Genomic DNA, 14,754 nt, shown 5'->3' on the forward strand with positions numbered 1-14,754 from the left:
GCATACACACCTCTCTATCAGATAAATAATAATCGTGGAAGCTCCCCGACGGCTTGTTCCGGCGGGGAGTTTTCACGTTGTTTAAGAAAGATTTTTTGGGGCTGATTTTTACACCGCGGTACGTTACTCTGGTAAATGAAAAAAGCGATTTTATGTGCCTTAAGGAAATCTTAAGAGTATTAATTTTATGACATGTGAAATCAAAAAATGAAAAGCATAAAACGAAAAAGTGAATACAATAAAGCGTAATAATAATTTGAGTAAAATACAGAACGCTCTTTCCGTGCGGGTTTTGCGATGAAAATTTTATTTCAACCGGCTTGGAAAAAATATTAATTGTGCAAAATGCCGAAAAGAAATTTGCCTATTTACAAACAAAAAATCAAGTGATAAATTTGTAAATCGCGAGCTCGAAAAAAACGAAAGGAGAAAATCTAATTTACGTGATTTTGATATTGTTCTTAACAGGAGCAGTATTCACGGATCTCTACAGAGATAAGATTTATAATCTCTGGGTAATACCGGGAATGATCGCCGGAATTGCCGGATCTGCGCTGGCGGGACAGAATGAACTTATTTCCTGTCTTACAGCGATCGGAATAACTTTTGCTATATTGCTTCCTGTGTATCTACTTAAGGGGATAGCTGCGGGAGATGTTAAACTCTTTATGTCAGCAGCGTCCTTCCTATCTGTTCAGGACACAATGTCCTGCATCATAACGGCATTTTTCGTTGCCGGACTGATCTCTTTGTCAATTCTCTTGTTCAAAAGAAATAAGAAAAAGACTATCCACTTCGCAGTACCTGTTCTCGTAAGTGCGATTTTTACCTTAGGAGGTGTGGTTGTATGAACAGACCGTTACTTGCGATATGTGACACGGAAAGAGATTATTGCAGAAGATTGGATGAATACTTAAGAGATCATCTGAATCTGTCTTTTGAAATCTGTTCATTCACTGATACGGAGATTTTTAAAGAGTTTGTAAAAGAGAAGATTCCTGCACTTTCAGTTCTCTCACAAAGTGTGTACTCGGCGCTTTCTGAAGGAGGGGGCATCAAGGCTGTAAAAAACATTCTGGTGCTTGATGAGGCAAATTCCTTTGTGAATGAGGACGAAAGTCAGGAAGAAGAAAAAAATATATGCCATATAAGCAAGTATCTTCCTGCGGGAAAGATAATAGACGGCATTTTGGATTTCTGTGTTAAGATTCCCGATAACATCGGGAATCTTGATGCAGGCAGAGGTTCGGAAAAGGTTAAACTTCTGGGACTCTTTTCTCCACTTTCAAGGTGTGGTCAAACGGCTCTTTCTGTAAAAATTTGCGAGGAACTTTCAAAGCATGGTAAAACAATGCTTCTTAACTTTGACAGTTATTCGATGGTCACTGAGATAATGGGACAGGATGCGGATGAGGATATTACCGATCTTCTTTATTACTCCGAGTGTGAAGAAGGAAAGTTCTCGGTTTATCTTGAACGGATCAAGAGAAGCGGAAAAGGTTTTGATTTTATCCCGCCTGCCAAAACGGCAACGCAGATAAAGGAAATAACTTTTGAGCGGATCAAATCTCTTGCAAGGCTTTTATCTGACGCTGCGGGATATGAATATATTGTTCTTGATCTTTCAGAATTTCCCGAAGGGCTGTTTGATATTCTCAGAATGTGCACAAGAGTATTTACTGTTATCGGCGAAGGCAAAGAAGAGAACTATAAGCTTGAGCAATATGTAAAAGTTCTCGGTAATAACGGATATGACGATGTTATTGCCAATACCGTGAGATGTCTTTTGCCCAAAGAGAGCTTAGGAGGAGGGCTTTCAACCTATGCGGGTGAAATGCTTGCAAGGGAGGAGCTTGTAAGTGAGTGATTTTGAGGAACTGAAAAAAGATATAAAGTCTAAGGTTATACAGTCGCTTGATTTTTCCAAAGATATTTCCGATGAGGAAATGTTTGAACTGATAGACAGGGAATTATCTGTAAGCATGCGCGGTCGTGCAATCTCTATGGAACTTAGAAAGAATCTCAGGTTCCGGATATTTCATTCGATAAGAAAACTTGATATTTTGCAGGAACTTGTTGATGATCCGGAAGTTACGGAGATTATGATAAACGGAGTCGATAATATATTTACCGAGAGAAACGGAAGGATTTTTAAGCAGGAACTTGGATTTGAGTCAAAGGAAAAACTTGAGGACATCGTTCAGCAGATAGTTGCTTCGTGCAACAGAGTTGTAAATGAGTCATCACCTATAGTTGATGCAAGGCTTTCAGGCGGCTCAAGAGTAAATATAGTTCTAAGTCCCGTTGCACTAAACGGTCCAATAATCACGATAAGAAAATTTCCGGAAAATCCAATGACGATGGAAAAGCTTATTGAATTTGGAGCGCTTACGCCGTACATAAGAGATTATCTGGCGCAGCTTGTAAGAGCGGGCTATAACATCTTTATCTCGGGCGGTACGGGATCTGGAAAGACAACTTTTCTAAATGCGCTGTCCAACTACATTCCAAAGGATATGAGAGTTATAACCATCGAGGATAATGCCGAGCTTCAGATACGTGAAGTTCCGAACATTGTAAGGCTCGAAGCCAGAAATGCAAATGTCGAAGGTTGTAAAGAGATCACTATAAGAGACCTGATCAAGTCATCACTTCGAATGAGGCCTGATTGGATCATTGTAGGTGAGGTTCGCGGAAGTGAGTGTGTTGATATGCTACAGGCAATGAATACAGGTCACATGGCGATGTCGACAGGCCATGCCAACAGCGCGGCAGACATGCTTTCACGAATCGAGACGATGGTGCTAATGGGAATGGATATTCCGCTTTCTGCGATAAGAGGTCAGATAGCATCCGGCATAGATATTGTTGTTCATCTCGGGAGACTTCGTGACAGGTCGAGGAAAGTGCTTGAAATATGCGAGCTTTCAAAGGAAATCGATCCTGTAACCGGAAAGATTCAGACAAATACACTTTTTAAATTTGAAGAAACAGGAATGGATAACGACGGCAAAATAGTCGGTGAATGGAGGAAAGTCGGTGACATTTCAAACAGTGAAAAACTTTTTTCTGCAGGTATCAGGCTTCCGGCCTACGATAAGTGAATTGCCTGTACTTATACGGGGAGTGGGAATCGCAGTTCTTTTTGGAAGACTGTTCTATGATTCGTGGATCGCGGTCATATTTCTTTTGCCGCTTGTAATTCCGTGGTTTATCTATAAGAAGAAAATGGAAAAGATGCGAAGGGTAAGAATCCTTGGGATTCAGTTCAGAGATGCGATAGCTTCTGCGCTTACAAGCCTTAAGGCCGGATATTCCATAGAGAATGCATTTAGAGAGGCCGGAAGAGATATGGAGCTTTTGTATGGGAAGAAAAGCCCTATCTGTCAGGAACTGAGACGGATATACAAAGGTCTTGGAAACAATATTCCGCTTGAAAAACTTATAGGCAGACTTGGAAAAGAGAGCGGAAATGCTGATATAGAAGAATTTGCTGAGGTTTTTGCCGTGGCCAAAAGAAGCGGCGGAAACATGACTGACATTATCGGAAGAACAATAGCCGTTATTTCAAGGAAGATGGATGTTGAAAAAGAAATCGATGTCCTTATAAGTTCAAAGCGGCTTGAAGCAGGGATAATGAATATTGTTCCGTTCTTTATCATTTTCTATATAAGTATCACGAGTAACGGTTTTTTTGACCCGTTATATCACAATGTCGTCGGAGTGATCCTTATGACAATCTGTATGCTGGTGTATTTTGCGGCATATCTTTTATCTCAAAAGATAGTAAATATCACAATATAACAAAGGTAGTTCTATATGTTGTTTCTATATTTTATATTCCCGGTGGGAATATTTGTCTTGTGGATTTTTGCGCGAAAAGAGGAACTTCCTTCTGATATGGAGGAAAACGGCATCAGCCGTGAGTTTTTGAAGATTGCGCTCTTTATTTTCAAAAAATTACCGATAAGAGACAGGTTTTCATTTGGTGAAAAAGTCAGAAGTTATCTGAGGACTCTCGGTAACAGAAAAAATGTCGAAAAAGCAGAGACCGAATATTACATCCGAAAGATTTCCATTGTGCTTATCATGGCGATCGCGGGAAGTTTTCTTTCTACGCTTATGTATCTTAGTACCATGATGGGAACGGATGTGTACAAAACTCAGGAGCTTAAGAGAAACGCCTGCGGTGAGGGGGAGTACGAGACAGAACTTGTTGCAAATGACAAAGAAGGCAAGGAAATCGGAGAAGTAAAGATTGTTGTCGGGGAGCGGCTTTTTACCGAAAGCGAAGCAAATGAGATGTTTGATGAAGCGGCAGAGGTGCTGCAAAAAACTGCACTTGGCGAAAATGAATCTTTTGACCGGGTGACAGAGGACCTTAAGCTTGTGGAAAAACTGGAAGGATATCCGTTTATTATCGACTGGCACATAGATGACTACGAAGTTATCCACTATGACGGGCGACTTGAGAAAGAGAACATTCCGGAAGGCGGAGCGGTGGTAAATCTTGTTGCTGAATTTAAATACAACGGAAGAATCTGGGAACAGCAGCTGTCTGCAAGGCTTTTTAGAGAGAATATGACTCCTGCGGAGAAGATCGAGTTTGAACTTCGTGAGCTTATCAAAAAGGCGGATGAAGATTCCGTAAACAGTGAAATTGTTGAGCTTCCGCAAAATTACAACGACGAGGCGATAGTCTGGAAGGAAAAGATAGAAGATAACAGTCTTCTGATACTTGTCATAACGCTGATCGGTGGCGCGGCTTCATACATTCTTAAGGATAAAGAACTTAAAAAAGGTATAGAAAACAGGGCTTTTCAGATGCTTAATGATTATCCGCAACTTGTTTCGCAGCTTGTTCTTTATCTTGGTGCGGGAATGACCATGAGAAATATTTTTGAGAAGCTTGCACAGGATTATGTGAGAAAAAGTAAGAACGGTGGAAAGAAGCAATATGTCTATGAAGAGATTATTGTTGCGGTAAGAGAGCTTTCAAGCGGAGTTTCTGAGGCTGCCGTGTATGAGAATTTTGGGATCAGGTGTCAGAGCAGGCAGTATACGAGGCTTGCCACGCTGCTTTCGCAGAACCTGAGAAAAGGTAACAGTGAGATGCTTAAGATTTTGCAGGAAGAATCGCAAAAAGCATTTGAGGAAAAGATGGACAGAGTAAGAAAGATCGGAGAAGAAGCGGGAACAAAACTTCTGCTTCCAATGATAATGATGCTGGTCATAGTAATGGTGATCATTATGATTCCTGCATATCTTTCTTTTTAAAAATTTAGATAATAAAAAACGGAGGAAAAAATGAATTATTTAATGATAGGTGCAAACAAAGTTAAAAATAGGATCGTGGAGGGAATTCGCAAATTCTGGAGCGACGAGTCCGGAATGGGAACGGTTGAAGTTATTTTGATCATCGTGGTTCTTATCGGACTTGTAATCGTGTTTAAGCAGCAGATTGCAGGAATTGTAGAAGATATTTTTAAAGCGATAAGGGAAGATACACGTGTTATTACGAACTAAAGGTTATCTGACAGTTTTTTTATCACTGACCATAACAATGATAATGTCGCTTATTCTGGCTCTGTACAGCGGAGCCAGGATCGGAGCGGTAAAGATGAAAACTGAGTGTGTTGCGGATATAGCGATGAATTCTGTGCTGGCTGAATACAGCAGGGAGCTGTATCGGCAGTATGGGCTTCTTATGGTCGATACTTCTTACGGAACGGGTAGCCATTCGATAACCAATACCGAAGAGCATTTAAGAAAATATGCGCAGAAGAATTTTGAGCCGAGCACTGCCGGCAGGCTGACGGGGACAAGTACCTTGATGAAGGCATATTGCAAGGATGCGAGGATCACAGGAAGTTCTTTTGCGACAGATAATGACGGAGCGGTACTAAACAGGCAGATTCTTTCATATATGGCGGCTGAACCTGTAGGTGGGATGATGACTGACGTGGATGAAAATATCCGCAAACTCAGAAGCGCTGAGCTTGATACGACAAATGTGGATGAGATGGCTTATGAGAATCAGGATGAGATAGACAGTTTGGAGCTTCCTACCATCATAAATGAGGAAGGTGAGGAAGAGGAAGTCAGTCTCGGGAACCCTGCGGATGCGGTAAATTCGCAGAGAGGTATAGGAGTTCTTTCGCTTGCTGCGGGAGGAATAGATATATCAAGGGCTGCGGCGGATCTTTCGAATTATGCGTCTTACAGATCCAAGAATAAAGGTACGGGATTAAGAGATTATGAGGAAATATCAGCTTCCGAGAAACTTCTTATAGATGAGTACCTTTATGAAAAATGCGGAAGATACGGAGGTGAATTGGATAAATCACTTCTTAAATATCAGCTTGAGTATCTTATTTTCGGGCAAAACAGTGATTACAGAAATCTTGAGAAAATGGCGCAGACGCTCTTTTTCTGGAGAGAAGCGTCAAACTGGATGTACATGCTTGGCTGTTCGGCCAAACAGAATGAGGCCGATGCGGTTGCAAGTGCACTTACCGCGGTCGCTTTGGCTCCTGAGTTTAAAGATCCCGTTAAATGGTCGATCATTTTTGCCTGGGTTTTTGCAGAGAGCGTATCGGATGTGAATATTCTTTTGGAAGGAGGGAGGGTTCCTCTTTTTAAAAGTGATTCGACCTGGCAGCTTGGGCTTGCGGAGATGCTACTTTTTAGAAGAAACATCGGAAGAAAAGATTGCGGAGAAGGGCTTTGTTACAAAGACTATCTTAAGATGAAGCTTGGTATGACGGATTTAAAGGAAAAGACGCAGAGGCTTATGGACATTATCGAGATGGATATACGAAGAACTGACGGAAACAGGGAATTTAAGGTTGATCACTGTCTTGATGTATTTTGCGGAGAGCTTGTAGTCGGAACATCATTCGGCTATGAGGTGAAGATAGAGAGGGTGTACGGATATGAAGAGTAGTCCGGAAGCAGATAAAGACACTTCTTTTTTACTGACAAAAATAATAAGAAACAAAAAAATAAAAAAAGCTATTTTCCGGGCGATCAGAAAGGACAAAGGAGTGTCTTTACCTGCGTCCATGACAGTTGAAGCTTCACTTGTACTTCCGCTTTTTATTTTCTTTTTTGCAAATCTAATGGTGATGTTCAATGTCATAAAAGTCCAGTCGGATATTGAGGCGGCGTTACATCAGGTTGGCAATGAGATTGCGCTTAGGGCTTTTGATGTTTCTTTTGCCGAAAACGCAGCCGGGATCGGAAGTGATGCGAATGCTATAAAAGGCGTCGTTTCTGTCTCCTATGCTTCTTCCAAGGTGAGGGAATATCTTGGAACCGGAATAGATAGGAGCTGCATTGCAGGCGGATTAAACGGATTGGGATATATAAGGTCGGATGTGACAAACGGCGGCGATATAGTCGACATTGTGGTCGATTATAAAGTTAAGCCGCTTATTCCGGTTGCAGGTTTTACAAAATTTTCCGTAGAAGGCAGATATTATGCCCATGCGTGGACAGGGTACAAAATTGCGGGCGCGGCAGGCGGTGGTGATCCCGAAGAGGAAATTGTATATGTTACGGAGCACGGCGAAGTATATCACAGGAATATAAGTTGTAAGCATCTTAAGGTGAGTGTCCGGAGTACGAGTTTGCAGGGGATAGATAAACTTAGGAACAATGACGGGAGTAAGTATTATCCTTGCGAGTATTGCGCAGGTAAGATCGCAGCGGGAGATGTATTTATAACGGATTACGGAAACAGGTATCACGGAAAGGTTGATTGTGCGGGGCTGAAAAGGAAGATATACACCATTCCAATCTCGGAAGTTGGCGCAAGACGTCCTTGCAGTGACTGCGGATAGAGGTAGATTATGATGATTCAGATAGCGGCATTGATGGTTCTTTTGATAATAGCGATTGAAGATATAAAGAGCATGAGTATATCTTCATGGAAAATATGGATTTTGGCGGCACTTTCTGTTGGAAGTGCTGCATTTGAGATTGTTGCGGGGGCGGATGATATTGAGCGGGCAGCGGTAGCTCTTTTGCCCGGAGTAGTTCTGATAGTCCTGTATTATGTGACCGGAAAGCAGATAGGTCTCGGTGACGGAATGGTCACATTGTGCATGGGACCGGCGTTTGGAATTGAAAGAGTTGCACTTGGTATAACGGTGGCGTTTTTTGTGAGCGGATTGTTCTCGCTTGTAATAATTGCCGCTTTGAGGGGACGGAGAAAAAAGAGTTATCCTTTTATCCCGTTTATTGCGGCAGGAATGGTGGTGGCGACAGTTGCGCAAATATAAAGGATATATGACGCTTGAGGCGGCGCTTATTGTTCCGATGGTCATATGCGTGATAACTCTTCTTATCTTATTTTCATATTATCTGTACGGAAGGTGCATTTTGTCGCAGGATTCCTATATCCTTGCGTTCAGGGCAAGCGTCGATGCGGACAGATACGGAAGTAATCCCGAGAGCACTGTGCTTTCCAAAAGAGATCGTGTTTTTGGAAAAAAATATTTTGGAAGCACGAAGCCGGTTATCCATGTGGATAGCAGAGACGGCGGAAAAGAAATTAGGGTAAGCGCAAGTGCGAGGATAAGAGCGGGAGCTATGGGGAATTATTTTTTGAAACCAAGATCCGGATGGGAGTTTAAGGCGGGACATAAGGCAAAGTGCCTCGGGCAAGTGAAACATATACGCAAGATTACACGGCTTAAAGATATCGGACAAAGAATGGTTGATTAGAGTATTTGATTAAAGGATGGAAACTAAAGTGGAATACAAATATTACAGAGATTTAAAGCACAGTTATATTATCGCTCCCTGCAACGATGTCAGAGAGGAAGAACTTGGCGGATATAAGCTTAAGATCGCGGAAAACGGAAGAATCAAAAAGCTTCTTCCTGTAAGTCTTAGGAAAATAGATCTTGAACAGCTTTTATATTATGAAGTAAGTTCGATGGTAAGTATGGAAGACAGATTTTCCTCAAAAGGAATGAGCGCGGATGACCTTAAATGTTTTTTGCGTGAGCTTAAGGAAATGCTGGAAGGCCTGTCTGAATACCTGCTTGGGGAAGAGGGGATTCTTTTTGATCCCGAAAATATCTATGTAAATATATCCTCGGGCGAATATAGATTCATGTATTATCCGTTTGACGGGGAGAATAAAGCATTTGGAAATTTTGCGGAGAAACTTCTTGATCTGGTTGATCATTCCGATGATGAGGCTATAGAGATTGCGTATAATCTATGTGAGATGTCGGAGAAAGATGGAATATTGCTTCCGCAGCTTATTGATGAGATTTTAAAGACTGCGCCCGGCAAGGAAGAAACGCTGCCGGAAAATGAGATGCGCTTTGAAGAATCTGATGAGTATGACGATTATGAAGATGATGAAGAATATGAGGAATATGTAGATTCTAAAAAGAGCGGTCTCGGAGTGAAGAGTAAATTCGTGTTTGCTTTTTTGTTTGCCGCACTTGTGGCAGTTGTTGTATATGTAAGAATGAACTATGTACTGTCTGAGGTTGAGAATCTTTTCTCGATAGGAGTGATCGTTGTTTCTGTGGGTATGAGCGCAGCAGCTCTTTTTACAGGAATCAGGGATATGAAGAAACTGGGATATAAGGTAGAAGAGCGCGATTCATGGAGTGATGAAGAGGACGAAGATGATTATTATGAGGACGAGCCTTCGTTTAAAGATTACAGTTCATCATATAAGGCGCCGCTTAAAATAACATCTTCTGCTTCAGGTATTGATCGTGACAGAAATGCGGAGATTTCATCTGCATATGAGGAAACAACGCTACTTGCTGAAGAAGATTCGGGCGAGATGACCCTGTACAGCAGAAATGCGGGGAAAACATTCAGGATTCCGCTTGATAAACTTCCTATAACTATAGGAAAGCTCGAAGGCTATGTTGATACGGTCATCAAGGATATGAGTATTTCAAGGATTCATTGCAGGTTCAGCAATGAAGGTGGAAAGATTGTCGTGTCCGATCTTGGTTCGACAAACGGAACATACAAGAACGGCTTAAGACTTGGACCTAAGGTGAAAGTGCCTGTTGAGGAAGGGGATGAAATAAAGATAGGTCGAATTTGCTTTGACTTACGATAACTCTGAAAAATATATGTTATAATACCCTTAACCGGTTGGAGGGGTTCTAATGAAGATAAATATCTATTACGGTGGAAGGGGAATTATTGACGATCCCACTTTGTATGTCATTTCTCAGATAACTACAGTGTTGCAGGAGCTTAATGTAAAGGTTCAGCAATATAATTTATATGAGCAGAAAAACGGAATCACGGCACTTCCAAATACTCTTAAGGATGCGGACGGAATTATTCTTGCGTCTACGGTTGAGTGGTTCGGTGTTGGCGGATATATGATGCAGTTCCTTGATGCATGCTGGTTATACGGTGACAAGGAAAAGATAAAGGACATCTATATGGCGCCTGTTGTCATGTCTACTACTCACGGGGAAAGAGAAGGAATGATGAGTCTTTCAGCCGCGTGGGAGATGCTCGGCGGACTTCCCTGTGAAGGTATTTGCGGATATATTGCAGATACTACAAGGCTTGAAAATAGTTCGGAGTATTCCAAGATTATAGATAAGAAAGCAGAGAATATTTACAGGACGATCAATCAGAAGATGCCTGTTTTTCCTGCAAGCAATCGCGCGGTTATCAACAAGGTTGCTGTTGCAAACAGCATAGATCTTACACCTCAGGAATCAGAGCAGCTTTCTGAGTATGCTTCCGATGACAGGTTTGTAAAAAAGCAAAAAGAAGATCTGCAGGAACTTGCAAGTATATTCAGGGATAAGATGGGACAGGATGAGACTACATCCGGAAATTCCGGTGAGTATGCAAAGAAACTTCAAAGTACATTTAGACCGGTAGCCGGTATAAATGCCGTATTTAAGATTCTTTTTACTGATAATGCAAGACTTAAGCCTGTGATCATAAATGTTGAAAACAGCAGATGTGAGTGCTCGACAGGTGAGAGCGGTGAATGTGATGTTGTGATTACTACAGAGCAGAGAGTCTTTGAGGACATTCTTGACGGAAGAATTACATTCCAAAGAGCATTTATGGACGGAAGTATTAAAATGAAGGGTGATTTCAAGCTTCTCAGAAGTATGGATCAGCTTTTTGGACTGATGGAGGAATAACTTAAAGTTATGTCGGAAGGAATGTCTGGTGCTCAGAATCGGATGAATCAGGAAGAATTCTGGGATGAGCAGAGAAAGATTTATAAAAAGGCGTATGTTACTATTGCGCTTCTTGTGATAAATATTATTATGTACATATTATGTACAACGGATTATGCATATCTTATCTATGATAAAGGCGCATTGATGCTGACAGATTTTGATTCGGGCTGGGGGAAATTCAGAACGTTTACTTCTATGTTTCTCCATGCGGACGTGAATCATCTGACCAGCAATATGTTTATGTTGCTGCTTCTGGGAGGAGTGATCGAGAATTATACCGGACATATCTATTACTTATTTATGTATATATTGTCCGGATTATTCGGAAATTTCTTTTCTCTGGGATATGAGCAGTTTTTTGGAATAGACAGGATATCGGTTGGCGCAAGCGGTGCTATAATGGGGAATGTAGGTTTTCTGGCGCTGTGGCTCATTTCGGGAGGCAAGAATAAAAGAAATATTGCTGATATGAAATTCAGGCTTATTGTTTTTGGATTATATATTATCGAATCCTGTTTTATACAACCCGGAGCAAATACACAGGCACATCTCGGAGGCTTTCTCATGGGAGCGATACTTGGTGTGGTTAATATAATAGTATTAAAGAACAACAAGAATATGGAGGGTTTGGCATAATGAGTGACTGCATCTTTTGTAAGATAGCAAACGGAGAGATTCCGTCCAATACTATTTATGAGAATGAAGATTTTAGAGTAATCCTTGATAACGGACCGGCAACAAAGGGACATGCGTTGGTAATTCCAAAGAAGCACTATGCGGATCTTTTTGAGATTCCCGATGATGTTCTTGCCGGAGCGGTGCAGACAGGAAAGATCGTTGCTTCCATGTTAAAAGATAAGCTTGGATGTGACGGAGTTAATCTTGTGCAGAACAATGGAGCGGCTGCAGGTCAGACCGTTATGCATTACCATTTACATGTGATCCCGAGATATGAAAACGACGGACAGCATATTTTGTGGAAGCCGACAAGTCCTTCAGCTGAAGAGCTTGTAGAGATAAAGAATACTATAATAGGTTAATACAAGGGGATATTTAATGCGTGAGATTAATGTTTCGGAAGTGACCGAAGCTGTAAAAAATATGTGCATAGATGCTAACTATGCGCTTTCCGATGATATGAAGAAAGCTCTTGAAACTGCACAGAAAGAGGAAGTGTCAGAGCTTGGAAAACAGATTTTTTCACAACTTGAAGAAAATCTGGAGATAGCCGCAAACGATCAGATTCCTATTTGCCAGGATACGGGAATGGCGGTATTTTTCTTTAAAGTTGGTCAGGATGTTCATTTTACGGGAGGAGATCTCGGAACTGCCATAAATGAAGGCGTAAGACAGGGATATACGGAAGGCTATCTTAGAAAATCCGTAGTCGGAGATCCTCTTATTAGAGTAAACACTAAAGATAATACGCCGGCAATCGTACATTATGACATTGTTCCGGGTGATAAAGTTACTATTACATGTGCTCCAAAAGGATTTGGAAGCGAGAATATGAGCAGAGTATTCATGCTTAAGCCTGCTGATGGAGAAGAAGGCGTCAAGGAAGCGGTTGTTCGTGCCGTCAAGGATGCAGGCCCGAATGCATGTCCTCCTATGGTTGTAGGTGTCGGAATAGGCGGAACATTTGAAAAATGCGCGGAGATGGCAAAAGAAGCTCTTACCAGACCTGTCGGTAGTCATTCCGATAAAGAGCATATAAAGGCAATGGAAGTAGAGCTTCTTGATAGGATAAACAAAACCGGAATCGGTCCTGCCGGACTTGGAGGAAAGATGACGGCTCTTGCAGTAAACATAAATACATATGCCACACATATAGCCGGACTTCCGGTAGCGGTAAATATCTGTTGCCATGTAAACAGGCATGTTACTGTGACTTTGTGATACAGAATAATGATAGAGATTGAAAAGGAATTGACATGAATAAAGAGATACAGGCTCCTGTCAGTGCTGAGGCGGTAAGCAGTCTCAGTGCAGGCGATATGGTATATATTACAGGAATTATCTATACAGCTCGTGATGCTGCTCACAAGAGAATGGATGAAGCTCTTGCTGAGGGAAAAGAGCTTCCTATAGATTTAAAAGGAAATCTTATTTATTATATGGGACCGTCTCCGGCAAGAGAAGGCAGACCCATAGGATCAGCAGGGCCCACAACGGCAAGCAGGATGGATAAGTATGCCCCCAAACTTCTTGATCTTGGACTTGGCGGAATGATCGGAAAAGGAAAGAGGTCTAAGGATGTTTCGGATGCTATTGTAAGAAACGGTTCTGTTTATTTTGCGGCTATTGGTGGAGCGGGAGCTCTTTTGTCAAAAGCGATAGTAGAGTCTGAAGTTGTCGCATATGACGATCTTGGAACGGAAGCTATCAGAAAACTTAAAGTTGAGAAATTCCCTGCCATAGTGGTAATTGACTCAAAGGGAAATAATCTGTACGAAACTGCGGATAAACTGTATAACAAAGAAAACGAATAAAAGAATTGACAAAGGCTGAGTGTCTTTGTATAATTACATTTGCGTCTTGGCTGTTAGCCAAGAGAATTCGAACCATATTTGGTAGAGGGATTCAGGCATGGAGAAATACTCAAGTGGCTGAAGAGGCGCCCCTGCTAAGGGTGTAGGCCGTTAACGCGGCGCGCGGGTTCAAATCCCGCTTTCTCCGTTGAAGTATAGCGTTACTTACTGATGAATTTCAGTGAGTAGCGCTTTTTTTGTCTAACAGGAAATTTCTATTCAACAAAAAATGCTCTGCTATAACAAAAAAGATCTGCGGGGATAAAATGTCTTATTTCATATAGAAAATATTATAAAAGAATTTTTATGGAAAAAGTCTTGACAGGCGAAAGGCCCAAAGTATCCGACTTTAAATATTTTCTGTAAAAAAGGGGGAAAGTTGTGCGAAGTTTTTAAACAAAAAAAGATATTTTTATATGAATACAGAAATTATGGCGGATGAAAAACAGATATCTTGTGGTGTGAGGCGTGATTTGACACAAAATATAGTGATCGGAAATTTTTTTAAAATTTCTCAAAAAAGTTGTTGCATTTGTATATACGCTTTGCTATAATAACTTTTGCCCGCTCGAGAGAGGGGCTGAAAACCGCAGAACTAAGCGGGTTTCATAAAAACTTTGAAAAAAGTTTAAAAAAGTTCTTGACAACAGCGCTTGACTATGATACGATAAACGAGTTGCGGCACTGAAGTCGCAAGAACATGAACCTTGACAAATAAACAGTAATGCAACCCTGAAAGATTCCAAGAGAATAATTCAGAAAAATGTAAATTAACGGACAGAACGAAAGCCAAGCTTAAGTTCTTAGCCGGATTAAACTTTTAAACGTGAGAGTTCGATCCTGGCTCAGGATGAACGCTGGCGGCGTGCCTAACACATGCAAGTCGAACGGAGAATTTACGCTGATGAAGCTTCGGCAGATTCTTGTAAATTCTTAGTGGCGGACGGGTGAGTAACGCGTGGGCAACCTGCCTCATACTGGGGGATAACAGCTGGAAACGACTGTTAATACCGCAT

At 41.4% G+C, this 14,754-nt stretch carries 16 protein-coding genes, 1 tRNA gene and 1 rRNA gene; all 18 read left to right on the forward strand.

Annotated elements, in window-relative coordinates:
• Window positions 1-443: 443 nt before the first annotated feature.
• Complete coding sequence (locus BLP87_RS12205) at window positions 444-851, forward strand: prepilin peptidase (protein WP_074462919.1); 408 nt, start codon at window positions 444-446, stop codon at window positions 849-851.
• Entirely contained in the window at window positions 848-1,867 is a 1,020-nt protein-coding gene (locus BLP87_RS12210; RefSeq protein WP_074462920.1) for a P-loop NTPase family protein, read from the forward strand. Before BLP87_RS12205 ends, BLP87_RS12210 begins: the two co-directional genes overlap by 4 nt.
• On the forward strand, window positions 1,860-3,104 hold the full coding sequence (locus BLP87_RS12215; RefSeq protein WP_242871861.1) for a CpaF family protein: 1,245 nt from the start codon (window positions 1,860-1,862) through the stop codon (window positions 3,102-3,104). Before BLP87_RS12210 ends, BLP87_RS12215 begins: the two co-directional genes overlap by 8 nt.
• A 1-nt stretch (window position 3,105) precedes the next feature.
• Window positions 3,106-3,804: a type II secretion system F family protein gene (locus BLP87_RS12220; protein WP_083334603.1), complete on the forward strand. Its 699-nt coding sequence runs from the start codon at window positions 3,106-3,108 to the stop codon at window positions 3,802-3,804.
• A gap of 57 nt (window positions 3,805-3,861) precedes the next feature.
• Window positions 3,862-5,277, forward strand: a complete 1,416-nt coding sequence (locus BLP87_RS12225; protein WP_176756646.1) for a type II secretion system F family protein — start codon at window positions 3,862-3,864, stop codon at window positions 5,275-5,277.
• A gap of 30 nt (window positions 5,278-5,307) precedes the next feature.
• Window positions 5,308-5,526: a Flp1 family type IVb pilin gene (locus BLP87_RS12230; protein ID WP_330390061.1), complete on the forward strand. Its 219-nt coding sequence runs from the start codon at window positions 5,308-5,310 to the stop codon at window positions 5,524-5,526.
• On the forward strand, window positions 5,510-6,946 hold the full coding sequence (locus BLP87_RS12235) for a DUF5702 domain-containing protein (RefSeq protein WP_143002137.1): 1,437 nt from the start codon (window positions 5,510-5,512) through the stop codon (window positions 6,944-6,946). The genes BLP87_RS12230 and BLP87_RS12235 overlap by 17 nt, the downstream gene beginning before the upstream one ends.
• Complete coding sequence (locus tag BLP87_RS12240) at window positions 6,936-7,844, forward strand: TadE/TadG family type IV pilus assembly protein (protein WP_074462923.1); 909 nt, start codon at window positions 6,936-6,938, stop codon at window positions 7,842-7,844. The genes BLP87_RS12235 and BLP87_RS12240 overlap by 11 nt, the downstream gene beginning before the upstream one ends.
• Before the next feature lie 9 nt (window positions 7,845-7,853).
• Window positions 7,854-8,285 (forward strand): A24 family peptidase, encoded by a 432-nt coding sequence (locus BLP87_RS12245; RefSeq protein WP_074462924.1) that lies wholly within the window; start codon window positions 7,854-7,856, stop codon window positions 8,283-8,285.
• Entirely contained in the window at window positions 8,272-8,730 is a 459-nt protein-coding gene (locus BLP87_RS12250; protein WP_074462925.1) for a TadE/TadG family type IV pilus assembly protein, read from the forward strand. The genes BLP87_RS12245 and BLP87_RS12250 overlap by 14 nt, the downstream gene beginning before the upstream one ends.
• Before the next feature lie 28 nt (window positions 8,731-8,758).
• Complete coding sequence (locus tag BLP87_RS12255) at window positions 8,759-10,105, forward strand: DUF6382 domain-containing protein (protein WP_176756647.1); 1,347 nt, start codon at window positions 8,759-8,761, stop codon at window positions 10,103-10,105.
• A gap of 49 nt (window positions 10,106-10,154) precedes the next feature.
• Entirely contained in the window at window positions 10,155-11,165 is a 1,011-nt protein-coding gene (locus BLP87_RS12260; RefSeq protein ID WP_074462927.1) for an SCP2 sterol-binding domain-containing protein, read from the forward strand.
• A gap of 9 nt (window positions 11,166-11,174) precedes the next feature.
• Window positions 11,175-11,843, forward strand: a complete 669-nt coding sequence (locus tag BLP87_RS12265; RefSeq protein WP_074462928.1) for a rhomboid family intramembrane serine protease — start codon at window positions 11,175-11,177, stop codon at window positions 11,841-11,843.
• Window positions 11,843-12,247: an HIT family protein gene (locus BLP87_RS12270; RefSeq protein ID WP_074462929.1), complete on the forward strand. Its 405-nt coding sequence runs from the start codon at window positions 11,843-11,845 to the stop codon at window positions 12,245-12,247. The genes BLP87_RS12265 and BLP87_RS12270 overlap by 1 nt, the downstream gene beginning before the upstream one ends.
• A gap of 16 nt (window positions 12,248-12,263) precedes the next feature.
• Window positions 12,264-13,106: a fumarate hydratase gene (locus BLP87_RS12275; RefSeq protein ID WP_074462930.1), complete on the forward strand. Its 843-nt coding sequence runs from the start codon at window positions 12,264-12,266 to the stop codon at window positions 13,104-13,106.
• 35 nt (window positions 13,107-13,141) lie between these two features.
• The gene (locus BLP87_RS12280; RefSeq protein WP_074462931.1) at window positions 13,142-13,699 is read left to right on the forward strand and encodes a Fe-S-containing hydro-lyase; all 558 of its coding nucleotides are present in this window, start codon (window positions 13,142-13,144) and stop codon (window positions 13,697-13,699) included.
• 99 nt (window positions 13,700-13,798) lie between these two features.
• Window positions 13,799-13,886, forward strand: a tRNA-Ser gene (locus BLP87_RS12285).
• A gap of 674 nt (window positions 13,887-14,560) precedes the next feature.
• A 16S ribosomal RNA gene (locus BLP87_RS12290) occupies window positions 14,561-14,754 on the forward strand; the annotation flags it as partial.

The organism is Butyrivibrio hungatei, from assembly GCF_900101605.1.
Classification (GTDB): Bacteria; Bacillota; Clostridia; order Lachnospirales; family Lachnospiraceae; genus Butyrivibrio; species Butyrivibrio hungatei_B.